Origin of the sequence: Streptococcus suis, assembly GCF_016743335.1 — a bacterium.
In the GTDB taxonomy this organism is placed as follows: domain Bacteria; phylum Bacillota; class Bacilli; order Lactobacillales; family Streptococcaceae; genus Streptococcus; species Streptococcus suis_Y.
On record NZ_WCJE01000004.1, the window covers coordinates 19118 to 43567 of the forward strand.

Here is a 24450-nt window from a genome sequence, read left to right on the forward strand (position 1 = left end):
CCTATGCTTGAGGTATATCTAGGAAATAATGACAATACAAATCAAGACTTACTAACCATTTTGACGACCTATGGTGTGACTTACCGTTGTACAAAAGCGTGTGATGTAAACCGTGAAATCTTACTGTCACTCTTTGCCAAAACCACGGATTGTTTTGAGTTGCTGTCGCCACGATTTCTTCGCTTTAAGCGTCAATATTCGATAAGTTTGAATGAGATGATTCAGCTTATTCTCCAAAAGCCAGACCAGAATCTTCGGCTGCCACTCATTGTCTGTCAGAATCATGTCTATCCAGCTATTGGGCTAGACGAAGTGCGTACCTTTCTTCCCAGACAGGTAAAAGAAGAGCTGTTTCAGGCCACCTTGATGAAACAAGTGACAGGGTAGGTGTGAAGATGAATGAACGATTTTGGGACAATTTAGAAATCATTCTGGCAGAAAAAGACCTCACTTGGGCAGAACTAGCTCGCAAAGTATTCAAAGGTCAATATGTCTATCCCAGTGAGTTTAATCGCCTCTATCAAAAATTGCGGCATTACAAATCCAATCGTCTAATGCCACAGACAAGATGGGTTGAGCGAATCGTTCTAGTCTTAGATATTGATTATGAAGATTTATTCAAGAGGTGACAATGATAAGGATAGTGTTGTTTTATCTAGCCATACAGCTTAACGGACTTCTGGTGAGTTTATACTTACAAGAGTATATGACGATTAAGATCTTAGTCTTGCTACAATTGGTCCTATTAAGTGTGACTTGCTTAGAGATTGCCCGTCATAAAACTGTTCAAGCAAAAAATATGACCTTGCAAAATCGCCTAAGATGGTTGCTTCTTGGTTTTGTGGTTATGGTTGCTTTTGCTGCCTTCATCAGTTTTCTATTTCCAGTTCTAACTAGGAATCAAGCGGTATTAGTACAAGTAGGAAAGCAGGTTCCACATGTTATCTTTTTATTGTTTCTGGTCAATGCAAGTGTCCTTGAAGAGCTTGTTTATAGGCAATTGCTGTGGGGAAAATTGACGTATCCCTTTGTACAAATAGGAGTGACCAGTTTTCTCTTTATTCTATCCCATGGACCCAATCAGTTAGGGAGTTGGCTTATGTATAGCTGTCTTGGGTTGACCTTGGCTGTCGTTCGATTGAAAACAGATTGTAAGATGGCAATCGCTTTACACTTGCTTTGGAATAGTTTGGTTTATATCTTGACCTTCTTGTGATACTAAAATCAAGAGTGCTTCCGTATTATGGAAGCACCTTATGTTTGATAGGGAATTTAAAGAAGAGGAGGTCACCATGTCATCTGAACAACAAGAACGTCAAGCGATGCAATACGTGGAAAGAAGTAGTTTATTGATAGTCAGAACCCTCTTAAAGCTCTTAGAATGGTCGGCTAGGCAAGCCTTAGCCCAAGATTCAGCTTATAAGATCGGAGTTCAAAAACTGGAAGAACTCCTTCAAAGCCCTTATGCCATTGAAGGGATTAATGTTAGTAAAGACATCCTAGATAAGCCAATTGATGTGGAGAAATTTAAGGAGCTAATGGAGTCAGAAAAACTGCCAATCGCAATTAGTTGGCAAAAAGACTATCTCTACTTCTATGCCAAGGATAAGACCTTACTCGATCATCACTTAGATGAATTGTTGAAGAAACTGATGTCTAATCCAGAGAAGCTAGAAGGTTTAACCTTTGATAAAACCTTGGACCAAGAGATAGAACTGGCTAAAGAGAAAATTAGAGTGACAGAACCTTCGGCAGTCAAGACCAAGGAGGTGACCTTGTAATGTATTCCAGGCAAAAAGCATTTGTCTTTGGACTTTTGGGTCTCGCCTTTGGCTATTTCTGTCATCGTCTAAAGTTACCACATATTATTTGAAAACGCTGACAATATATGGTATACTTACATTATAAGAAGTGCTTCTGAAGTTATTAAAACAAATTTATAGCTTGTTAGAAAGGAGTTAAAATAAATCAAGCTATATTATTATTAAGGTTGTCATGGCAGTGTTCATTTATTTAGAAAGGAAAATATTATGAAAAAGCTAATAGTATTTTTAACACTTATTTGTTCGTTCTTTTTGTTCGATGGACATAAGGCTAAAGCTGACGTTCTTGATTTGAATAATGTTCAAGTTGAATCGATGACACGAACAGAAGTTATTGATTTTTATGCCGATATGAATAATGTATCTTATGAAGAAGCTGAACAAATAGTATTTCCAGAACAACAGGGGGCACTAAGAGCTGCCAGGAGTGCAGTGGTAGTAGATGAGCCTGAGTACGTCATGTTAAGAGCAGCAACAACTTATGTAACTCGTTTGACAGGTAGTCATCCTAATGGAACTGTTTATTTTGCTTGTGAAGTAAGTAGCGGAGGATGGAAAAGAGGAATACATAATATTAGATACGGTGGTTTTACAATAAATGGATCTCTTGGTTTTAGTGGACAATTTAATTATACTTTAGCAGATCCAAACCAAATTATGTATGATTTTAGTGGAACACTATATAGAAATACAACTACAAGTATAACAAGAGGTGGGCAAGTTGGTTTAGGGGAATCATTTACTGTTAATTCATCAATAACTACTAGTACAAATTACTATGGAAAATTTAACTATAGTGGAAGTGTGCACTTCTAATGAAAAAGTTTAAACTACTTAGAGTTGTTATTTTCCCTTTTTTACCAGCAATTGCGTACCAAATGACTTTATTGCTCACGCCTAATGCATTTGATTATTTAAATTCAATATATAATGTTTTATTTGTAATTTCATTGTGGATTGCAGTTTACTTTTTAGGCGAATTAGATGATTGAAATACATCTTCTAACTGAGTGATATCATTGAGTTTAATAGTGCCCGAGTTATAGCAAGTAACGAATAGTTAAGGAATGCTCCTCCTGATACTATCCGTTGCTTGTTTTTTTTGGGGGGTTCTAATTTCTATTAAATTATACCTATTGGCTGAGAAGACAGGTAAACTCTTTTTAGAAAACGGTTATCAGGTCAAGGATTTAGACTTGGTTAATATGACCAATTCAGACGGTTTTAATCCCTTTCGTTATGTAGAAACAGAGAATGATTTGAACGGCATGTTAACGGTCTATTTTAACAATACCCGTGGGTCTGGTTCTCGCAGTGATCCTTTTTGGGACGAGGCTTCCATGACCTTGGTGCGAGCCATTACTTCTTACTTGGTGGATTTTTACAATCCTCCAGGAAGTTCCAAGCAAGAGCAGGAAGCAAGACGTAAGCGTGGCCGTTATCCAGCCTTTTCAGAGATTGGGAAACTCCTCAAACTCTTATCAAAGGGAGACAATCAGGACAAAAGTGTTCTTGAAGTCCTGTTTGAAGATTATGCTAAAAAATACGGTCACGAAAACTTTACCATGCGAAACTGGGCAGATTTTCAAAACTATAAGGATAAGACGTTGGATTCGGTGATTGCGGTTACAACAGCTAAATTTGCTCTCTTTAATATCCAATCAGTGATTGATTTGACGCAAAGAGACACTATGGATTTGAAAACGTGGGGTACTCAAAAGACCATGGTCTATCTTGTTATTCCAGACAATGATACGACCTTTCGCTTTCTCTCTGCCCTCTTTTTCTCCACTGTTTTTTCCACCTTGACCAGACAGGCTGATGTGGACTTTAAAGGGCAATTGCCGATTCATGTTCGAAGCTATCTGGATGAGTTTGCGAATAGTGGGGAAATCCCAGACTTCGCCGAACAAACCTCAACAGTTCGCTCTAGGAACATGAGTCTAGTACCAATTTTACAAAATATCGCCCAACTTCAAGGACTATATAAGGAAAAAGAGGCTTGGAAAACTATTCTTGGGAATTGTGACAGTCTCCTCTATTTGGGTGGAAATGACGAGGAAACGTTCAAATTCATGAGTGGTCTTCTAGGTAAACAAACCATTGATGTCAGAAGTACCAGTCGTTCTTTTGGGCAGAATGGCTCAAGTTCTACCTCTCACCAGAAAATTGCTCGTGACTTGATGACGGCTGATGAAGTCGGGAATATGAAACGAGATGAGTGCCTCGTACGCATTGCTGGAGTGCCTGTATTTAGATCAAAGAAATATTTTCCACTCAAACATAAGAATTGGAAATGGCTTGCAGATAAGGAATCTGATGAACGCTGGTGGCATTATCGCATCAATCCCTTAACTGCTGAGGAAGAGCTAGATTTGTCAGGCCATAAAATAAGGGATTTAAGCACAGAAACGTCACTACATTAATAGAAATGAGGAAAAATATGAATCAAAAACTAACAGGCTTTGTTTACGGAGTGGACGCCAGCTCCATGTTCTCCCAAGCCATATCTCTATTACAAAAAGGCTTGATTGCAGTAGGAGCCTTTCTTGTTGTCATGGGCATTATCAACCTTTCAACCAACATTAAAGATGGTGGGCCAGGTGTCCGAAATGCCATTCTAGAAATTGTTGGTGGGGTCATGGTGGGAGCCGCAGGTGCTTTTGTGACACAGATTACCATTTAGAGGAGGTCAGAACATGACATGATGATGAATTTTACGTCACCTTTTGTATTTCTAGCCTCTGAAAAAGTGTCAAGCGATAGCCTTTTTGAAGGGTTTCAGGTCGATTTAGAATCAACCGCTAACTTGGTTAAATCACTGGCAGACTTTAACCCGACAGTTTGGTCTTACATGACAGCCATTACCAAGGGGATTATGCAGCCCTTGGGAGTAGCTATTCTTGCGGTTGTTCTCGTACTCGAATTCTCAAAAATGGCCAAGAAAATCGCAAACTCAGGTGGTGCGATGACCTTTGAAGCCATGGCACCTATGATTGTCAGCTACATTATGGTCGCGGTCGTGATTACCAATACGACGGTTATTGTGGAAGCCATTATTGCCATTGCCTCTTATGTTATTGAACAAGTGGCAGGGCTTGTCACGAATGGTGGTGCTAATTACGATACCATCTCAGGCATCAAGGGCTCTGGAATTGTAGGAAAAATGATTATTGGCTTTTTTGCGATTCTCATTTGGTTGGTGCGAATGGTTAGTATCATGGTTGTCAATATCTTGATTACCATTCGCTTTATCCAACTCTATCTGATGATTCCTTTTGCACCTGTTACCATTCCGACCTTCCTTAGTGATGACTGGAGAAGTGTTGGGATTGGCTACCTTAAGAACATCATGGTCTATGCCGTTCAAGGTATTTTGATTTTTCTAATCGTATCTCTTGTTCCCTTGTTTGAATCGGCTGGAAAGATTGCCGTATCAAATGGAGCTGGAGTTATGGAATCACTCGCCATCATGTTTGGTGGCTTGGTACAGGCCATCTTGTTAATCATTGCCTTAGTTGGCAGTCAACGAACCGCCCGAAGTATTTTGGGGATGTAGGAGGAAGGGAATCATTATCTCTCCTCCTCTTTTTATAGCTTACTTAGATTGGAGAACATTTATGAACACACGTGTCTTTAAGGACATTTCAAAGGTTCAACACAGGGCATGGTTAGGATTTACAACTAGACAGGTTATTTTTGTATTTCCAGCCGTCGCCCTAACCATTTTGGTATTTGGCTTGAACCTATTTTACTGGCAATTTGGGGATTGGTTTGTCTATGGTTTTGTTTTTAGCTTTACCATTCCACTCATGTTATTTGGGGTCTATAGACCCAATGACTTACCATTTGAAACCTATCTCAAGTACCGTTTTCATTATGAACTAACGGTGCCAGACCGCACATTTACTGGAAGAAAAGGAGACCAACGTGAAAAAATTAAAACACTCAATGAAACCAAAGACCTCTTCTAATGATAAAAAGCAAAAGACGAAAACACAGAAGCAGGAGATCAGACCTTCTACCGTAAATACATTAGCCTATCAAGGACTTTTTCAAAATGGCCTTATGCAGGTCAGTCCAAGCTATTTTTCACAAACCTATCTCTTAGGAGATGTCAATTATCAAACAGTTGGCTTAGATGATAAAGGAGCTATTGTTGAGAAATATTCCGATTTAATCAATTCACTAGATGATAAGACCAATTTCCAACTGACCATTTTCAATCAAAAGGTCAATTTGGAAAAATTTCGTAAGAGTATTCTCTATCCCTTACAGGAAGATGGGTTTGATGCTTATCGTGATGAATTGAATCGCATGATGGATGCCAACTTAGAGGCGGGTGAGAACAACTTTTCGGCTGTCAAGTTTCTTTCATTTGGCAAGAGCGACCAGAGTCCAAAACTAGCCTATCGCTCTCTGTCGCAAATTGGGGAATATTTCAAGAGTGGCTTTTCAGAGATTGATGTATCTCTTGGTCTGCTTGGTGGAGAAGAGCGAGTGAATGTCCTTGCGGATATGTTACGAGGTGAAAATCATTTACCATTCTCTTACAAGGATTTAACCCTGTCAGGTCAATCCACCAAACACTTTATTGCTCCAACCTACCTTTCCTTTAAACACAAGAATCATATTGAATTGGACGATCGATTATTACAGATTGTCTATGTTCGTGACTATGGTATGGAGCTAGGGGATAAATTTATTCGTGACCTCATGCAGTCAGATTTGGAAGTGATGATTAGCCTACATGCTAAAGGCTCTACCAAGTCTGAAACCATGACCAAGCTACGAACCAAGAAGACCTTGATGGAATCGCAAAAGATTGGGGAACAACAAAAGATGGCTCGGACAGGCATCTATTTGGAGAAGGTCGGCCATGTTCTTGAAAACAACATCGATGAAGCAGAAGCTCTTCTTCAAACCATGACCCAAACAGGAGATAAACTGTTTGACACCGTATTTCTAATTGGCGTGCTGGCGGATACTGAAGAACAACTCAAACAATCTCTTGATATTATCAAGCAAGTGGCAGGGTCTAATGATATGATTATCGATAACTTGACCTATATGCAAGAAGCTGCTTTTAATAGTCTCTTGCCATTTGGGAAGAACTATCTTGAAGGTGTTTCTCGGTCTCTATTGACTTCAAACGTTGCCGTGAATGCACCTTGGACTTCCGTTGATATTCAGGACAAGGGTGGGAAATTTTATGGCATCAATCAAATCTCAAGTAATATCATCAGTATTGACCGTGGCAAGTTAAATACTCCGTCAGGTTTGATTTTAGGGACTTCTGGAGCTGGAAAAGGGATGGCGACAAAACATGAAATCATCTCTACTAAGCTCAAGGAATCAGATAGTGATACTGAAATTATTATTGTTGACCCAGAAAATGAGTACAGTATTATCGGTCAAGCCTTTGGTGGGGAGAGTATTGATATTGCCCCAGATTCCACTACCTTCTTAAATGTCTTAGACCTATCCGATGAGAATATGGATGAGGATCCAGTCAAGGTCAAGTCAGAATTTCTCTTGTCTTGGATAGGAAAGCTCTTGGACCGCAAAATGGATGGTCGTGAGAAGTCCTTGATTGACCGTGTGACACGACTCACCTATAAGCATTTTGACACACCGTCCTTGGTCGAGTGGGTCTTTGTCTTATCTCAACAACCTGAACAGGAAGCTAAGGACTTGGCACTCGATATGGAACTCTATGTGGAAGGGTCGTTGGATATTTTCTCACATCGGACCAATATCAAGACAGATAGTCATTTCCTGATTTACAATGTCAAAAAGCTAGGCGATGAATTAAAACAAATTGCCCTTATGGTTATCTTTGACCAAATTTGGAATCGGGTGGTGAAAAACCAGAAACTAGGGAAGAAGACCTGGATTTACTTTGATGAAATGCAGCTTCTTTTATTGGACAAATATGCCTCTGATTTCTTCTTTAAACTCTGGAGTCGTGTCCGTAAGTATGGGGCGATACCAACTGGCATTACTCAAAATGTGGAGACACTTCTTTTGGATGCCAATGGCAGACGTATTATTGCCAATAGCGAGTTTATGATTCTATTAAAACAGGCTAAGAGCGATCGCGAAGAATTGGTGCATATGCTTGGACTTTCCAAGGAACTGGAGAAATACTTGGTCAATCCTGAAAAAGGGGCAGGCTTAATTAAGGCCGGTTCCACCGTTGTCCCGTTTAAGAATAAGATTCCACAACACACCAAGCTCTTTGACATCATGAGTACAGACCCTGAAAAAATGAGGACATGAGATGAAAGAGGATAAAAAGGTAGTCAAACAGGCCAGGAAAAACTTTCGAAGCAACTTAAAATCAGCTCGTATGCATTATCGGAAAGAAGTTAGAGCCTTAGAACAGACTGTTCCTAATAAAGGACGATTTCGAAAACCAGCTAAAAATTCTCTTTTTCAGGAAAAGAAAACAGAGTTAAAACAAAATTTGCTAGGAAGCCAAAAGGAAGCAGAAGAGAAGTTCCTAAAGGAAATTACCTATGTGTCTCCTAGATTGTTGAAGGTTAAGGAAATCAAGAACTATCGACTTCCACATGCCCAAGAACGTTTGCGGACGGCAAGAAAACATTTGTCAGAAGTGAAACTAAGTGAGAAACAAAAGGCAGTTGATTCCAAGTTTACTTTTCAAAAAGAAAATCCTTCCCTGAAGTCTCGCTTTCAGTTTCACCAAGAAAAATCATTTGATCGACTCAGTGCAGAAAAAGAAGTGAGTTCTGCCAAACGTGAAGTCAAACAACTCAAGAAAGTCCAAAAGTCAAAGAAAATCTCCACCAAGTTCAAAGTTGGATTAGGCTTAGTTACATCTGAATCGCTTGACTTGGTGGCACAGGATGATGATTTAGAAGGTTTTAGAACCTTAAAGGATACTAGTTTGAAAGCCAGACGCTATGGCAGGTTTACCTATCAAGCTGGTAAAGTGGCGGTGAAAAGTGGACAGACTGGTGTGCGTTATACAAAGACGAAAGTGGCTCATGGAAAGGAACGATTCCAGAACTTCAAAAAGGGAAAAGGATTCACACGCCAGAAACATTTTAAACCACAAAGACGCTACCAAACCTTTTTAAAGCATGCCAGAAAGCACAGTCTAGCAGGAGTTAAGGGGATTGCCCAAGCCATTAAGGGAAGTCTGACCTTCTTTTCTGCAATTGCGGGAAATCCTTTGACTTGGATTGTCTCAGGCCTTCTCTTGATACTCCTTTTGATGATGAGCTTTTTCATGAGTGTTTCAGGAAGCAGTATCATTCAACAAGATGAGATAGAATTGAGTAAGAGTTATACCCACATGACGTTGGAAGATGCGGAGCATACAAGAACCAACGAAAAGGGAATTACATTTTACACTAAGATTGATGAGGTCATGGTTTACATGAATCATCAATACCAAGACTACAAGCTTGACTATTTCATGGAAGCAGGTGGTGTGACCTACAAAGCGTTTCTCAGTCAAGTGTGGACAGACTTAAATGGTGGAGATTCTATTAAATCCATGTCTGACTTATATAAAGAACCTACTTACAAGCTGTCTGATGAGGACCAGGAAGAGTTAAAGGAGTTGACAGAAGGAGGCAACTATCTAGCCCTTCAAGAATTGGACAATCCCTTTCAGGGACAGAACGATGAGGATAGCTTAAACATGACCTACCGATATGGTTATGAGGTCATTGATGAGAAACCAACGCTTCATCACCATATCATCTTAGAAGCAAAAGAAGGTCAAGTCATTGTGGCTCCGATGGATGGCAAGGTATCTCTTGATGGAGAGAACGTTATTCTGACATCTGGTAAGGGAGTGAATAAGACCAAACTAACCTTATTTGGCATTCATACAGGTCGTGTAAGTGAACATCAACAAGTCTTGGCAGGAGACATTATTGGTCAGACCAAGGATGGAACGGGTCTAAAAGTCACCTATCAAATGGTTGATGATGACACGGATAAGTTGGTCTATGTCAATCCAGCTTTCTACTTTCCAAAAGTGATTCAGGTTCAGACCACCATTCTTCCAACTATTGGTCAGTTTGGTGGCGATGAGTTCGAGAGGGCCAAGGCGATTTATGACTATTTCAAAAGTAAAGGTGCGACCAATCAAGCTATCGCAGCCATTCTAGGAAATTGGTCGGTAGAATCCTCTATTAACCCCAAGCGTGCGGAGGGCGACTATCTATCTCCCCCGATTGGTGCAACAGACAGCTCGTGGGATGATGAGGGCTGGCTCTCACTCAATGGTCCAACAATATACAATGGACGTTACCCCAATATTCTTAAACGTGGTTTAGGCTTAGGACAATGGACAGATACTGCAGATGGGTCACGCAGACATACCTTATTGCTCGAATATGCCAAAGGAAAACATCAAAAGTGGTATGACTTAGGGTTACAACTGGATTTCATGTTGCATGGGGATAGTCCTTATTACACCAACTGGTTAAAGGACTTCTTCAAAAATTCAGGAAGTCCAGTTAGTCTTGCCCAGCTCTTTCTCATTTACTGGGAAGGAAATAGTGGTGATAAGCTGCTTGAACGACAGACACGAGCCAGTGAGTGGTATTACCAAATTGAAAAAGGCTTCAGTCAACCCAACGGTGGGACAGCACAAAGTGATCCAAAAGCACTTGAAGCTGTACGAGGAGACCTCTTTGAAAACTCTATTCCAGGAGGTGGCGACGGTATGGGCTATGCTTACGGCCAATGTACTTGGGGAGTCGCAGCCCGTATCAATCAACTGGGTCTAAAACTCAAAGGTAAAAATGGTGAGAAGATTCCAATTATCAGTACCATGGGCAATGGCCAAGATTGGGTGCGTACAGCCGCAAGTCTCGGTGGTGAAACTGGAACAAGTCCGCAAGCAGGAGCTATACTCTCATTTGCGGGTGGAGGACATGGCACACCAGCAGAATATGGACATGTGGCTTTCGTCGAAAAAGTCTACCCAGATGGCTCATTCCTTATCTCCGAAACCAACTACAATGGCAATCCCAACTACACCTTCCGTAAATTATCTGGAGTGGATAGTAGTTTGAGTTTTGCTTATACGACGAAATAATCTCCAGAAAGATAGTTGTCGTTTTGTCCCAAATATTGTATAATATTTGGGACAAGGTGGTGAGAAATTGAGTAACATAAAGGCTAAAATTAATAGTAAGATTGATAATTTACCAGACGGCGCAGTCTTTATTTCAAATGATTTTTTAGAGCTCGCTGATTATGAGACTATTAGAAAAAACTTGAATCGATTTGTTAACGATGGAACGATTCAGCGTATTGTAAACGGTGTGTATTACAAACCAAGGTTTATTGAGTTGATTGGGGAATTTGAGTCTCCTTCAATAAATGAAGTGGCTATTGCCATTGCTAGAAAATACAATTGGACAATTGCACCCTCAGGGAACACAGCTCTAAATTTATTAGGGTTGTCAACACAAGTTCCAGCTCAATGGACTTATATTTCTGATGGACGGTATGTAAATTTTTTAATTGGAAATACGAAACTAGTGTTCAAGCGAACAACAAATAGTACCATTTCAAATATGTCACAATTAACTGCACTAGTTATTCAAGCCATCAAAGCTATTGGAAAAGATAATATTTCAAAAGAACAGATTCTTTATCTTAAAAATAGGTTAACTAAAAGTGATAAAGAGAAACTTCTTGAGGAAGGCAAGACTACCAGTGCATGGATTTATAAAATCTTGAAAAAAATAGGAGAATCCTAAAGATGCTAGAATTTAAAAAAATATCCAAAGAAGACCTTCAAGCCATTATTAGAAATGCTGCGGAGAGACTTGGTATCAATGAAGTGATCGTTGAGAAAGACTATTGGGTTTGTTTCGTACTCAACTATCTCTTTACAAAGAGTGAATGGAAGGAGGCTTTTACATTTAAAGGGGGGACAAGTCTTTCTAAGTGCTATGATTTAATTAAGCGATTCTCAGAAGATATTGATTTAATCTTGGATTGGCAGGTGATTGGATATGGTAAAGACGAACCGTGGCATTCCCGATCAAATACGCAACAGGACAAGTTCAATAAGGAATCAAATTTAAAAGCAGAAGACTTTCTTGTGAATTCGTTAATTCCACAGATGAGGTTAGATTTTGCGAAACTGATTGAAGATGATTTTCAAGTTAGTATAGATGTAAAAGACCCACAAACAGTGCTTTTTGAGTATCCGACAAGTTTCCGATCAGAGTATGTGAAGCAAGTCATTCGCTTAGAAATTGGTGCTCTAGCTGCCTGGACACCCTCTGAAATGGTAGAGATTACTCCTGATTTATACAAGATTTACCCGATGTTATTTGTGGGAGATAGTATTTCAGTTAGGACTGTTTTACCTGAGAGAACCTTTTGGGAAAAAGCTACAATTTTACATCATGAGGCAAATAGACCAGCAGATAGTAAAATCCCTATACGCTATGCACGACATTATTACGATATTTACTGTCTTGCCCATTCGATTTATAAGAATAGAGCCTTTATGAATCAAGAGTTATTGGAGAAAGTTGTTTCATTTAAGGAAAAATTTTATCCTCGAAAATGGGCAAATTATGAAGACGCAACTATTGAAAGAATCAGATTACTTCCAGACGATTACAGATTGAATGAAATTGAATCAGATTACAACCAGATGAAAGAAATGTTTTATGGGTCTGTGCCATCATTTGAAGAGGTGTTAACAACTATCGCTAATTTAGAAAAAGAAATCCATAAACTTTAGACATCAATTATTTTAGTCATCCACTTTTATGGGTGGCTTTTTTCTTTTCACTGAACTTAATGTGATAACAAAATCAAGCCTTCTTTTTTATGATTGTATTGAACTTGGGCTACGAGCTGTACAAAAAAGAGAGTTTCTCCTAGAACGGAAAGTTCTTCGTCAAAACTCCTATTTTTGTCGTGCTCGCTTAACGCCCTCGTATCTAATAAAGAGTGACAGTTTGTTGCTACAGAAAAAAGAAAAGAAGGACACTTTATGACCAAAACATGTAATCATCACTTTCTTGTCAATCAGGAAAAAGGCGAGAAACACGTCTTTCGTAAGAGTAAAAAATATCGGACGTTATGTTCGGTTGCCCTTGGAACCATGGTAACCGCTGTTGTTGCTTGGGGAGGCACGGTTGCACATGCTGATGAAGTTACCCCATCAGTTGATACAACCATTCAACGAACGGAGAATCCAGCCACAAATTTACCAGAAGCACAACCAACCCCTGTTTCTGAACAAACTGAAAGTTTAGTCTCAACAGGTCAATCCAATGGAGCGATTGCTGTCACCGTACCACATGATACGGTAACACAAGCGGTTGAAGAGGCAAAGGCTGAAGGTGTTTCTACAGTGGAAGATAGTCCAATGGATTTGGGAAATACAACTTCAGCGTCAGAGACCACCCAACAAATTTCAAAAGCTGAAGCAGATGCCCAAAACCAAGTTGCGGCTATCAATGAAGTTACTGAATCCTACAAAGCTGACAAAGCAGCTTATGTGGATGAAAAAGCTCGCATTGAACAAGAAAATAAGGAGCTGACACAGGCCTACGAAGGGGCCAATCTAATTGGTAAAGAGACAAATACTTGGGTTGAAGCCAAAGTCAATGACCTAAAATCCCAGTATGCAGATGCTGATGTGACAGTAAAAGAACAAGTAGTTTCATCAGGAAATGGGACATCTGTCCTTGACTATACTAACTATGGCAAGGCTGTTGAAACCATTCAATCAACTAATGAACAAGCTGTGGCAGATTATCTAACAAAGAAAACCAAGGCAGATGAAATTGTTGCGAAAAACCAAGTCATTCAAAAAGAAAATGAAGCTGGACTTGCTAAGGTAAAAGCAGATAACGAAGCCATTGAAAGGCGTAATCAGGCAGGTCAAGCAGCTGTAGATTCTGAAAACCAAGCCGGTCAAGCTGCGGTAGATAAATCTAATCAAGAGAAACAAAAATTAGCTTCAGACCGAGCAGCTGAGATTGAAGCTATAACCAAACGCAATCAAGAAAAAGAAGAAGCCGCAAGAAAAGAAAATGAAGCGATTGATGCCTATAATGCGAAAGAATTGGAACGCTATCAACGTGACTTGGCCGAGATTTCAAAAGGCGAAGAAGGCTATATTTCTGAAGCCCTTGCTCAAGCTCTAAATCTCAATAACGGTGAACCACAAGCACAACATGGGGCCATTACCCGAAATCCTGATCAGATTATTTCAACTGGGGATGCTATGCTTGGGGGCTACTCAAGAATTTTGGATTCAACAGGATTCTTTGTTTATGATAGCTTCAAAACAGGTGAGACCCTCAGTTTTAATTATCAAAATCTTCAAAATGCACGATTTGATGGCAAAAAGATTAGTCGTGTGAGTTACGATATTACCAATCTTGTGTCACCAGCTGGAACCAATTCCGTAAAATTGGTTGTACCAAACGATCCTACCGAGGGCTTTATTGCCTATCGAAATGATGGAAATGGGGACTGGCGAACAGACAAGATGGAGTTTCGTGTAGTTGCCAAGTATTTCTTGGAAGACGGATCGCAAGTTACCTTCTCTAAAGAAAAACCAGGTGTCTTCACGCATTCTTCCCTCAATCATAATGACATTGGTCTAGAATATGTTAAAGATTCATCTGGGAAATTTGTGCCGATTAATGGCTCAACCGTTCAGGTGACTAATGAAGGTCTAGCACGATCTTTGGGTTCCAACCGTGCAAGCGATTTGAATTTACCTGAAGAATGGGATACGACCTCTAGTCGCTATGCTTATAAAGGAGCAATTGTCTCAACGGTCACATCAGACAATACCTATATAGTCACCTTTGGCCAAGGCGATATGCCTCAGAATGTTGGCTTGTCTTACTGGTTTGCCTTGAATACCCTACCAGTGGCACGTACAGTAACACCTTATAGTCCCAAACCTCATGTAACGGTGGAACTTGAACCCGTTCCAGAACCTATTACGGTAACACCAGATGTCTATACACCAAAAACATTTACACCAGAAAAGCCTGTAACCTTCACGCCAAAGCCTTTGGAAGAAGTAGTGCAGCCTAGTCTAACTTTGACCAAGGTAACCTTACCTGTCAAACCTATTCCAAAAGAACTTCCAACGCCACCACAAGTACCGACTGTCCATTATCATGCGTACCGTTTGACGACAACTCCAGAGATTATGAAAGAAGTGGTCAATAGTGACCAAGCTAATCTTCATGAGAAAACTGTCGCGAAAGATTCAACGGTGATTTATCCCTTAACAGTTGATGCCTTATCGTCCAATCGTGCTCAAACGACTAGTCTCATTTTTGAGGACTACTTGCCTGCTGGTTACCTGTTTGATAAGGAAACAACACAAAAAGAGAATGAAAACTATGTCCTTAGCTTTGATGAGACTAAGAATTTTGTGACCTTGACCGCAAAGGAAAACTTGTTGCAGGAGGTGAATAAAGATTTAACCAAGGTTTATCAATTGACCGCCCCAAAACTCTATGGTTCTGTTCAAAATGATGGGGCAACCTATTCCAATAGTTACAAACTCCTTTTGAACAAGGGCACAACAAATGCTTATACAGTCACTTCAAATATTGTGACGGTACGTACACCAGGTGATGGGGAGACAACTACACCTATTACACCTGATAAGAACAATGAAAATGCGAATGGTGTTCTCATTAACGATACGGTCGTAGCTCTTGGTACAACCAACCACTACCGATTGACTTGGGATTTGGACCAGTATCAGGGAGATCGTTCTGCTAAAGAGACAATTGCACGAGGCTTCTTCTTTGTGGACGATTACCCAGAGGAAGTGCTTGATGTGGTGGAAAATGGCACGGCTGTTACAACCCTTGATGGTCAGAATGTATCAGGAATAACGGTTAAAACCTATGCTTCGTTAAATGAAGCACCTAAAGACCTTCAAGATAAATTGGCTCGTGCTAAGATTACACCAACAGGTGCCTTTCAAGTCTTTTTGCCCGATGACAACCAAGTCTTTTATGACCAGTATGTCAAAACAGGTACATCTTTAGCTTTACTGATCAAAATGACGGTTAAAGATAGTCTCTATGGTCAGACAAAGACCTATACAAACAAGGCCTACCAAGTGGATTTCGGCAATGGCTATGAAACCAAGGAAGTGTCCAACACCCTTGTTACTCCAGAACCTAAGAAACAAAACCTCAATAAAGACAAAGTGGACATCAATGGGAAGCCAATGCTAGTGGGAACTCAAAATCACTATACTCTCTCATGGGACTTGGACCAATACCGAGGGATTAAAGCAGACAACTCTCAGATTGCACAAGGTTTTTACTTTGTGGATGATTATCCAGAAGAAGCTTTATTGCCAGATGAAACAGCTATTCAGGTTATCACATCTGATGGTAAAACAGTTTCAGGAATCACGGTGAAGTCTTATTCTCAATTATCAGAAGCTCCTAACTCCTTACAAGCAGCCCTTTCTAAACGAAAGATTCAGCCTAAAGGAGCTTTCCAAGTTTTCATTCCTGAAGACCCACAAGCCTTCTATAACTCTTATGTGACCAAGGGGGAGAATATTACTATTGTCACTCCGATGACGGTTTTGGAAACCATGATTAATTCAGGGAAGTCTTATGAAAACGTGGCCTATCAGGTGGATTTTGGACAAGCTTATGAAACTAATACGGTGACCAATTTTGTCCCTAAAGTAACTCCACATAAGTCTAATACCAATCAAGAAGGCATTTTAATTGATGGAAAGACTGTCCTTCCGAATACGGTCAATTATTACAAAATTGTCTTGGATTACAGTCAATACAAGGATATGGTCGTGACGGATGATGTTCTTGCCAAGGGATTTTACATGGTAGACGATTACCCAGAAGAAGCCCTTACCCTAAATCCTGATGGCATTCAAGTTTTGGATAAGGATGGCAATCGTGTATCTGGTATCTCTGTCAGCACCTACGCTAGTTTGTCAGAAGCTCCGAAAGTTGTTCAAGATGCCATGGCTAAACGTCAGTTTACACCTAAAGGAGCCATTCAAGTTCTTAGTAGCGATGATCCCAAAACCTTTTATGATACCTATGTGAAGACTGGTCAAACCTTAGTTGTCACCCTTCCGATGACGGTTAAAAATGAGCTGACCAAAACAGGTGGTCAGTATGAAAATACAGCCTATCAAATTGATTTTGGCTTGGCTTATGTGACGGAAACAGTGGTCAATAATGTTCCCAAACTGGACCCACAAAAAGATGTGGTGATTGACTTGTCTCATAAAAATAACAGCCTTGATGGGAAAGAAGTGGCCTTGAATCAAATCTTTAACTATCGCTTAGTTGGAGCGATGATTCCAAGCAATCGTGCGACTGATTTATTTGAATATGGTTTTGAAGATAACTATGATGAAAAGCATGATGAGTACAATGGTGTTTATCGCAGCTATCTGATGACGGATATCACCCTCAAAGACGGTTCTGTCTTAAAAGAAGGAACGGAAGTCACGAAATATACCTTACAACAGGTAGATACAGAAAATGGCCTCGTGTCAATTTCATTTGATAAAGCCTTCTTAGAGACTATCTCTGATGATTCAGCCTTTCAGGCAGATGTTTACCTTCAGATGAAACGGATTGCGGCTGGTCAGGTGGAGAATACCTATCTCCATACAGTGAATAGCTATGTCATTAGCTCAAATACAGTTGTAACATATACACCTCAACCTCAAGAACCAAGTCCAAATCAACCCACACCACCTCAACCACCAATTGAGACTATTGAACCGCCTGTTCCAGCAAGCGTTTTGCCAAATACAGGGGAACAAGAATCACTTTTGGGCTTGATTGGAGCTGGTATTCTACTTGGTACGGCTTATGGACTGAAGAAAAAGGAGGAGAATAGATGAATCCGAAAACCATTTATGAAAAGGATTCAGACCATGATGGTTTGACAGACGCTCAGGAACTAGATTTAGGAACCAATCCATATGCTATTGATACAGATGGTGATGGTCAAGCTGATTTAGAAGAGCTACAATCTGGACATTCACCACTAGTCCCACAAAAGGAGTTGTGTGATGGCTTGGAACTTTGACACCATGAAAGAGGCTTTGTCTGAAATGGAGAAGGATGATTACCAAGAGTTTATCAAAGCCTTTCTCTCATTGGAATTAAGTATTTCTGATAGAACAATTATTAATCAGGTTTATCAAGATTATATGGATGAAGATGACTTGTCCTTGGTTAGCGATGAACTAAGAGTCAAAGTGGATGATTACCAGGATGAGGTGCAAGCAGATATTACGGATATTCTTGAAAAATTGTATGGCACAGGCGAGGGTACTAGTTTTATCATGGATGTCATGTCTTCGAATAGTCTTTCTGACACGATGGATCAATATGAAATTTTGGATAGTGAAGACTATTCCTTAATCGGTCTTGAAACCTTACATGCTATGATTCAACAGGACTTAGCCATTTCCAGTCAGGATTATTTTGGCGACTTGGTTCACCTAGCTTTGCAGAAAGAGTTACTAGACCAGAAAAGTCATTTCTTACAACACTATGTGGCGACTGTAATGGAAGGTATTCCACAAGAAAAAGACCAACGAGCCTTGGTCCTAGACTAAAACGAAGGGCTGAGAATAGAATCTCAGCTCTTTTTTGATGGGAGGAACGAATGAATCAAGAAGTTTTACTACAGATGTTGCGGGCTACCATTCCTCGTGACAGAGCCATGCTTGAAGCATTTTTGTATTACCAAGCAAACCACTTTGATGAGGATTGGGATAGCCTTATCAAAGAATTTATTGTGAATAGAAAGGAAGTCCAAAGCCCTGTTCAGGTACTTCATTTTGAGACGGACGTTTCAGCTTTTGTACAGGCTAGTCCTTATGATACTGCTCATGACCTGTTGACTTATACTCAAGTTTTCGGCCAAAGTGGTCTTCAAAAACTAGATAAACTATCGCCGTCTGAAAAAAACTTGGTGATAGAAGTGGCCTTGTTCAATCTGGCCACTCGTTTTCAATTATTGGATTCCAATGGACACTACCAAACCATATCGCCGGATTCACTCTTACAAAAGAGTAGGGGAGCTAATTTGGTCAATGTGTATCGTGTGGCTAATAATTTAGCGGATCGTATTAGTCGAGATATTGAACAGTTTCTCTTAACTTACGAGCCTGAGCTTGAAACTAGAGCTGATGAAACTGTTCTAGAAAATGAAGAAACTGTTGATGAGCACAAAACAAGTGTTCATCAAGCAATATCTTTTCGAGAAGAGGGCTCTCTGGTTATTGCTAGTTTGGATGTAGATTTGTCTCAACTAGATGTTCAAATAGGAAAAAACAGTCATCTGCCAGCTTATGAAGAGTTATCCTTACGACGTAAATTTGAGATTCTAACATATTTTGACCAAATTCGAAATGAACGTTCCAAAGTCCCAAGTTTTAGACGAGGTGATTTTGACACAGAGATGGAAATGACACCAGTCTTTGATGGCGAGGAATTACTTACTTATCTCGAAGCTGATGGCAGTCCCTATGAGCTGAAACGAACGCTGACTACAGTCGAAGAAAAGGAATTAGAAAAAATTGGACAAGCCATTAGGATAGAAAATCAAGAGAAATTGACTCAAGTGGGGATTGAGCTATCTCAGTTTGACCAAGACCAAGTCGGCATTTTATTGGATGCCGCAGGTCGTTTTCGTTTGAAAAATTCGGACCTTGCTTTATTAGGTGGTTATCCAAAAGCTACGGTAACTCAACTAGCCCTTGCGACAGAACTACTCCAAATGGGGCTAACTCATGAAAAAGTTGAATTTTTCTTTGGCAGTCAGCTTTCCATTGAAGAGCTGAGACAAGTTGCCTACGCCTTTTTACACCAAGAACTCAGCAGAGAAGACGCGGAACAATTTGAAAAAGATAAAGGCAATCAGCCAGATTTAACTCTCAGAGATTGGAAAAGCAAGCTAGAGAAAGCTGAGGGAAAAGAAGTAGTTGATGAAGAATTCGCGGAAAATCCACTGGTTCAGAGAGTATTGGACACTTATCCTCTGGGGTCATTGGTTTCCTATAAGGGACAGGACTTTGAGGTCATGTCGGTCAGCGATGCTCGATTGAACGGTTTGATTCGGATTGAGTTAGTCAATGACTTTTCGGATATCATTGAACAAAATCCAGTTCTTTATGTGAGGACCTGGGAAGAAGTCAGTCAGGCACTTCATCAGCCAAAGGCAGAACCACAAATAGAGTTAGAAGGGGCGGACCAAGAATTAAACCTTTTTTCATTTCTGGAAGAGGAATCTGCTACTGAGCACCCTATTCAGACTGTCGGTCTCTTGGAACCAAGTGGTGTAGAGGAGTCCAACAATGATGTTGTTGACCAACCAAACAACCAAGTTCCTTTTGAGGAAGTAGTCGGAACAATTCCAGAGATTCCTGTAACGGACTTTTATTTTCCAGAAGATATGACGGACTTTTATCCTAAGACTGCTAGAGATAAGGTTGAGACAAACATTGCGGCTATTCGTTTGGTTAAAACACTTGAAACGGAACGCCGTCAGGCAAATCCAAGTGAACAAGAATTCCTTGCCAAGTATGTGGGCTGGGGTGGACTTGCCAATGAATTTTTTGATGACTATAATCCAAAATTTTCTAAGGAACGAGAAGAACTGAAAAGCTTAGTCACAGATAAAGAGTCTTCGGATATGAAGCAGTCCTCTCTGACGGCTTATTACACGGACCCTACCCTGATCCGTCAGATGTGGGATAAGTTGGAAAGAGATGGCTTTACGGGTGGCAAAATCCTAGATCCTTCCATGGGAACTGGGAATTTCTTTGCGGCTATGCCCAAACACTTAAGAGAAAAGAGTGAGCTATATGGCGTAGAGCTAGATACCATTACAGGAGCTATAGCCAAACACCTTCACCCCAATAGTCATATTGAAATTAAGGGTTTTGAGACGGTGGCTTTTAACGACAATAGTTTTGATTTGGTGATTTCAAATGTGCCGTTTGCCAATATACGAATTGCGGATAACAGGTACGATAAGCCTTACATGATTCATGATTACTTTGTCAAAAAGTCGCTTGATTTAGTCCATGATGGTGGACAAGTAGCGATTATCTCTTCCACAGGAACCATGGATAAGCGAACAGAAAATATCTTACAAGATATTCGTGAGACAACCGAGTTTCTTGGTGGGGTTCGACTGCCTGACTCTGCCTTTAAGGCCATTGCAGGAACCACTGTCACAACGGATATGTTGTTCTTCCAGAAACACCTGAACAAGGTATATGTGACAGATGATTTAGCCTTTTCAGGTTCCATTCGTTATGAAAAGGATAGTCGCATTTGGCTCAATCCATACTTTGATGGAGAATACAATAGCCAAGTGCTAGGAACCTATGAAGTTAGAAACTTTAACGGTGGAACACTTTCTGTTAAGGGGACTAGTGACAACCTCATCGCTAGTGTTCAAACTGCTCTAAATCAAGTAATATCTCCAAGAGAGATAGATAGAAATGAGGTCATCATTAACCCAGATGTGTTGACCAAACAAGTCAATGATACCTCCATTCCAGCTGAAATGAGGGAAAATCTAGGTCAGTACAGTTTTGGTTATCAGGGGTCTACAGTTTACTATCGAGATAACAAAGGCATTCGAGTGGGGACCAAGACAGAAGAAATCAGTTACTATGTCGATGAAGAAGGCAACTTCAAAGCATGGGACACCAAACATTCCCAAAAGCAGATTGATAGATTTAATAGCTTAGAAGTGACTGATAGCACTGCTCTAGATGTCTATGTGACTGATGATGCAGCAAAACGTGGTCAGTTTAAGGGATATTATAAAAAGACAGTTTTCTATGAAGCTCCCTTGTCTGAGAAAGAAGTGGCACGAATCAAAGGAATGGTGGACATTCGCAATGCCTACCAAGAGGTCATTGCCATTCAACGATATTATGACTATGATAAGGAGACCTTTAACCACTTGTTAGGCAAACTCAATCGTACCTATGATAGCTTTGTCAAACGCTATGGGTATTTGAACAGTGTAGTGAACCGCAATCTTTTTGATAGTGATGACAAATATTCGCTTCTTGCTAGTTTGGAAGATGAACGTCTGGATCCAAGTGGAAAGTCTGTTATCTATACTAAGTCCCTTGTCTTTGAGAAGGCTCTAGTGCGTCCTGAAAAAGAGGTTAAAAAGGTACATACTGCCCTTGATGCCTTAAATTCCAGCTTGGCTGACGGACGAGGTGTTGATTTCGCTTATATGATGTCTATCTATCAGGTTGAATCGAAGATGACCTTGATTGAGGAATTAGGCGACCTCATTATGCCTGATCCTGAAAAGTATTTGAATGGGGAATTGACCTATGTTTCTCGCCAAGACTTTCTGTCTGGTGATGTCGTCACTAAGTTAGAAGTGGTGGACCTATTCGTCAAACAAGACAATCAAGACTTTAACTGGCCGCATTATGCAGGACTTCTAGAAACAGTCAAACCAGCACGCATTACTTTAGCAGACATTGATTATCGAATCGGTTCACGCTGGATTCCTCTGTCTATTTACGGAAAATTTGCTCAAGAAACCTTTATGGGGAAAGGCTATGAACTGTCAGACCAAGAAGTAGCAACAGTCCTTGAAGTCAGTCCCATTGACGGGGTTATCACTTACCAATCTAAGTTTGCCTACACCTATTCCAATGCAACAGACAGGAGTTTAGGTGTACCAGGTTCTCGTTATGATAGTGGTCGTAAAATTTTTGAAAATCTCCTGAATTCCAATCAACCAACCATCACAAAACAAATTGTCGAAGGGGATAAGAAAAAGAATGTAACGGATGTAGAGAAAACAACAGTCCTGCGTGCCAAGGAGACACACCTACAAGAACTCTTTCAAGATTTTGTAGCAAAATATCCAGAAGTCCAACAAATGATTGAAGACACCTATAATAGGCTTTACAATCGTACAGTATCTAAGGTTTATGACGGTAGCCATTTAACTATTGATGGACTTGCTCAGAATATTTCCTTACGTCCTCACCAAAAGAATGCCATTCAACGGATTGTGGAAGAAAAACGAGCCCTACTAGCTCATGAAGTCGGTTCAGGTAAAACACTTACCATGCTTGGAGCTGGCTTCAAGTTGAAAGAATTAGGAATGGTGCATAAACCACTTTATGTGGTTCCTTCTAGTTTGACTGCTCAGTTTGGTCAAGAAATTATGAAGTTCTTCCCAACCAAGAAAGTCTATGTGACTACTAAGAAAGACTTTGCCAAAGCCAAACGCAAGCAGTTTGTGTCTCGGATTATTACAGGGGACTATGATGCCATTGTCATTGGGGATTCCCAGTTTGAGAAGATACCGATGAGTAGAGAGAAGCAAGTCACCTATATTAATGACAAACTCGAGCAACTCCGAGAAATAAAGCTAGGAAGTGATAGTGATTATACGGTGAAAGAAGCAGAGCGTTCGATTAAGGGACTAGAACACCAGTTGGAAGAACTCCAAAAACTGGAGCGAGATACCTTTATCGAATTTGAAAACCTTGGCATTGATTTTCTTTTTGTGGATGAGGCTCATCACTTCAAGAATATCCGACCAATCACTGGACTTGGGAATGTCGCGGGAATCACCAATACTACTTCAAAAAAGAACGTAGACATGGAGATGAAGGTGAGACAGGTTCAGGCAGAGCATGGTGATAGAAATGTCGTTTTTGCGACAGGAACACCAGTCTCAAACTCCATTAGTGAACTTTTCACCATGATGAATTACATTCAGCCCGATGTTTTGGAACGATATCAGGTATCCAATTTTGATTCCTGGGTTGGGGCTTTTGGGAATATCGAAAACTCTATGGAACTAGCCCCGACAGGTGATAAATACCAACCTAAGAAACGGTTCAAGAAATTTGTCAATTTGCCTGAACTCATGCGAATCTACAAGGAAACCGCCGATATTCAGACTTCTGATATGCTTGATTTACCTGTACCTGAAGCTAAGATTATTGCGGTGGAAAGCGAGTTAACGCAAGCTCAGAAATACTATTTAGAAGAACTGGTAGAGCGTTCAGACGCTATCAAGTCAGGTAGTGTCGATCCAAGTAGAGATAATATGTTAAAGATAACCGGGGAAGCTAGAAAACTAGCCATTGATATGCGGTTGATTGACCCTGCTTATACCTTATCAGACAATGAGAAAATCCTTCAAGTCGTTGATAATGTCGAGCGGATTTACCGTGAAGGAGCTGAAGACAAAGCCACTCAGATGATTTTCTCTGATATTGGAACGCCTAAAAGTAAGGAAGAAGGATTTGATGTTTACAATGAACTTAAGGACTTGCTTGTCGATCGAGGGATACCAAAAGAAGAAATTGCCTTTGTGCATGATGCCAATACTGATGAGAAAAAGAACTCTCTGTCACGCAAGGTCAATAGTGGGGAAGTGCGGATTCTCATGGCTTCTACGGAAAAAGGGGGAACAGGATTAAACGTCCAATCACGTATGAAAGCAGTCCACCATTTAGACGTTCCCTGGAGGCCGTCTGATGTAGGACGGATTTTGCGGACATTCAAAATAAAAAAGAATGTGATATATTAATCACAAA

16 protein-coding genes and 1 pseudogene are annotated in these 24450 nt (G+C 40.3%); all 17 read left to right on the top strand.

Annotated elements, in window-relative coordinates; all coding sequences use genetic code 11:
- Positions 1-3: 3 nt before the first annotated feature.
- The 17 genes and pseudogenes from F9856_RS02305 (at position 4) to F9856_RS02385 (ending at position 24443) form a co-directional block, all read left to right on the top strand.
- Complete coding sequence (locus F9856_RS02305) at positions 4-387, top strand: hypothetical protein (protein ID WP_202105592.1); 384 nt, start codon at positions 4-6, stop codon at positions 385-387.
- A gap of 8 nt (positions 388-395) precedes the next feature.
- Positions 396-629 carry a hypothetical protein gene (locus F9856_RS02310; protein WP_001005705.1) on the top strand — a complete coding sequence of 78 codons (234 nt, stop codon included), beginning with the start codon at positions 396-398 and terminating at the stop codon, positions 627-629.
- 2 nt (positions 630-631) lie between these two features.
- Positions 632-1216, top strand: coding sequence for a CPBP family intramembrane glutamic endopeptidase (locus tag F9856_RS02315; protein ID WP_202105593.1), 585 nt, complete (start codon positions 632-634; stop codon positions 1214-1216).
- A 76-nt stretch (positions 1217-1292) separates the two neighbouring features.
- Complete coding sequence (locus tag F9856_RS02320; RefSeq protein WP_202105594.1) at positions 1293-1781, top strand: hypothetical protein; 489 nt, start codon at positions 1293-1295, stop codon at positions 1779-1781.
- 249 nt (positions 1782-2030) lie between these two features.
- On the top strand, positions 2031-2639 hold the full coding sequence (locus F9856_RS02325) for a hypothetical protein (protein WP_202105595.1): 609 nt from the start codon (positions 2031-2033) through the stop codon (positions 2637-2639).
- A 320-nt stretch (positions 2640-2959) separates the two neighbouring features.
- Positions 2960-4249 (top strand): annotated as a pseudogene (locus F9856_RS02330) (VirD4-like conjugal transfer protein, CD1115 family); the annotation flags it as partial.
- Between the two features lie 17 nt (positions 4250-4266).
- A complete protein-coding gene (locus tag F9856_RS02335; RefSeq protein WP_202105596.1) occupies positions 4267-4509 on the top strand; it encodes a hypothetical protein in 243 nt (80 codons plus the stop codon).
- Positions 4510-4527: 18 nt separating this feature from the next.
- Positions 4528-5382: a conjugal transfer protein TrbL gene (locus F9856_RS02340; protein WP_202105597.1), complete on the top strand. Its 855-nt coding sequence runs from the start codon at positions 4528-4530 to the stop codon at positions 5380-5382.
- A 61-nt stretch (positions 5383-5443) separates the two neighbouring features.
- Positions 5444-5797, top strand: coding sequence for a PrgI family protein (locus tag F9856_RS02345; RefSeq protein WP_202105598.1), 354 nt, complete (start codon positions 5444-5446; stop codon positions 5795-5797).
- Positions 5754-8105, top strand: a complete 2352-nt coding sequence (locus tag F9856_RS02350; RefSeq protein ID WP_202105599.1) for a VirB4-like conjugal transfer ATPase, CD1110 family — start codon at positions 5754-5756, stop codon at positions 8103-8105. Before F9856_RS02345 ends, F9856_RS02350 begins: the two co-directional genes overlap by 44 nt.
- A gap of 1 nt (position 8106) precedes the next feature.
- Positions 8107-10908 carry a phage tail tip lysozyme gene (locus tag F9856_RS02355; protein WP_202105600.1) on the top strand — a complete coding sequence of 934 codons (2802 nt, stop codon included), beginning with the start codon at positions 8107-8109 and terminating at the stop codon, positions 10906-10908.
- A 67-nt stretch (positions 10909-10975) separates the two neighbouring features.
- Positions 10976-11578 carry a DUF6088 family protein gene (locus tag F9856_RS02360; RefSeq protein WP_202105633.1) on the top strand — a complete coding sequence of 201 codons (603 nt, stop codon included), beginning with the start codon at positions 10976-10978 and terminating at the stop codon, positions 11576-11578.
- Between the two features lie 2 nt (positions 11579-11580).
- A complete protein-coding gene (locus F9856_RS02365; RefSeq protein ID WP_202105601.1) occupies positions 11581-12579 on the top strand; it encodes a nucleotidyl transferase AbiEii/AbiGii toxin family protein in 999 nt (332 codons plus the stop codon).
- Positions 12580-12834: 255 nt separating this feature from the next.
- Positions 12835-17733, top strand: coding sequence for an SspB-related isopeptide-forming adhesin (locus F9856_RS02370; RefSeq protein ID WP_202105602.1), 4899 nt, complete (start codon positions 12835-12837; stop codon positions 17731-17733).
- On the top strand, positions 17730-17921 hold the full coding sequence (locus F9856_RS02375) for a calcium-binding protein (protein WP_202105603.1): 192 nt from the start codon (positions 17730-17732) through the stop codon (positions 17919-17921). Before F9856_RS02370 ends, F9856_RS02375 begins: the two co-directional genes overlap by 4 nt.
- Positions 17905-18456 carry a hypothetical protein gene (locus tag F9856_RS02380; RefSeq protein ID WP_202105604.1) on the top strand — a complete coding sequence of 184 codons (552 nt, stop codon included), beginning with the start codon at positions 17905-17907 and terminating at the stop codon, positions 18454-18456. The genes F9856_RS02375 and F9856_RS02380 overlap by 17 nt, the downstream gene beginning before the upstream one ends.
- 50 nt (positions 18457-18506) lie before the next feature.
- Complete coding sequence (locus tag F9856_RS02385) at positions 18507-24443, top strand: SNF2-related protein (RefSeq protein ID WP_202105605.1); 5937 nt, start codon at positions 18507-18509, stop codon at positions 24441-24443.
- Positions 24444-24450: the final 7 nt, after the last annotated feature.

Coding starts and splice junctions, on each gene's coding strand:
- F9856_RS02305 (WP_202105592.1), top strand. CDS start 4: ATGCTTGAGGTATATCTAGGAAATAATGACAATACAAATCAAGACTTA.
- F9856_RS02310 (WP_001005705.1), top strand. CDS start 396: ATGAATGAACGATTTTGGGACAATTTAGAAATCATTCTGGCAGAAAAA.
- F9856_RS02315 (WP_202105593.1), top strand. CDS start 632: ATGATAAGGATAGTGTTGTTTTATCTAGCCATACAGCTTAACGGACTT.
- F9856_RS02320 (WP_202105594.1), top strand. CDS start 1,293: ATGTCATCTGAACAACAAGAACGTCAAGCGATGCAATACGTGGAAAGA.
- F9856_RS02325 (WP_202105595.1), top strand. CDS start 2,031: ATGAAAAAGCTAATAGTATTTTTAACACTTATTTGTTCGTTCTTTTTG.
- F9856_RS02335 (WP_202105596.1), top strand. CDS start 4,267: ATGAATCAAAAACTAACAGGCTTTGTTTACGGAGTGGACGCCAGCTCC.
- F9856_RS02340 (WP_202105597.1), top strand. CDS start 4,528: ATGATGATGAATTTTACGTCACCTTTTGTATTTCTAGCCTCTGAAAAA.
- F9856_RS02345 (WP_202105598.1), top strand. CDS start 5,444: ATGAACACACGTGTCTTTAAGGACATTTCAAAGGTTCAACACAGGGCA.
- F9856_RS02355 (WP_202105600.1), top strand. CDS start 8,107: ATGAAAGAGGATAAAAAGGTAGTCAAACAGGCCAGGAAAAACTTTCGA.
- F9856_RS02365 (WP_202105601.1), top strand. CDS start 11,581: ATGCTAGAATTTAAAAAAATATCCAAAGAAGACCTTCAAGCCATTATT.
- F9856_RS02370 (WP_202105602.1), top strand. CDS start 12,835: ATGACCAAAACATGTAATCATCACTTTCTTGTCAATCAGGAAAAAGGC.
- F9856_RS02375 (WP_202105603.1), top strand. CDS start 17,730: ATGAATCCGAAAACCATTTATGAAAAGGATTCAGACCATGATGGTTTG.
- F9856_RS02380 (WP_202105604.1), top strand. CDS start 17,905: ATGGCTTGGAACTTTGACACCATGAAAGAGGCTTTGTCTGAAATGGAG.
- F9856_RS02385 (WP_202105605.1), top strand. CDS start 18,507: ATGAATCAAGAAGTTTTACTACAGATGTTGCGGGCTACCATTCCTCGT.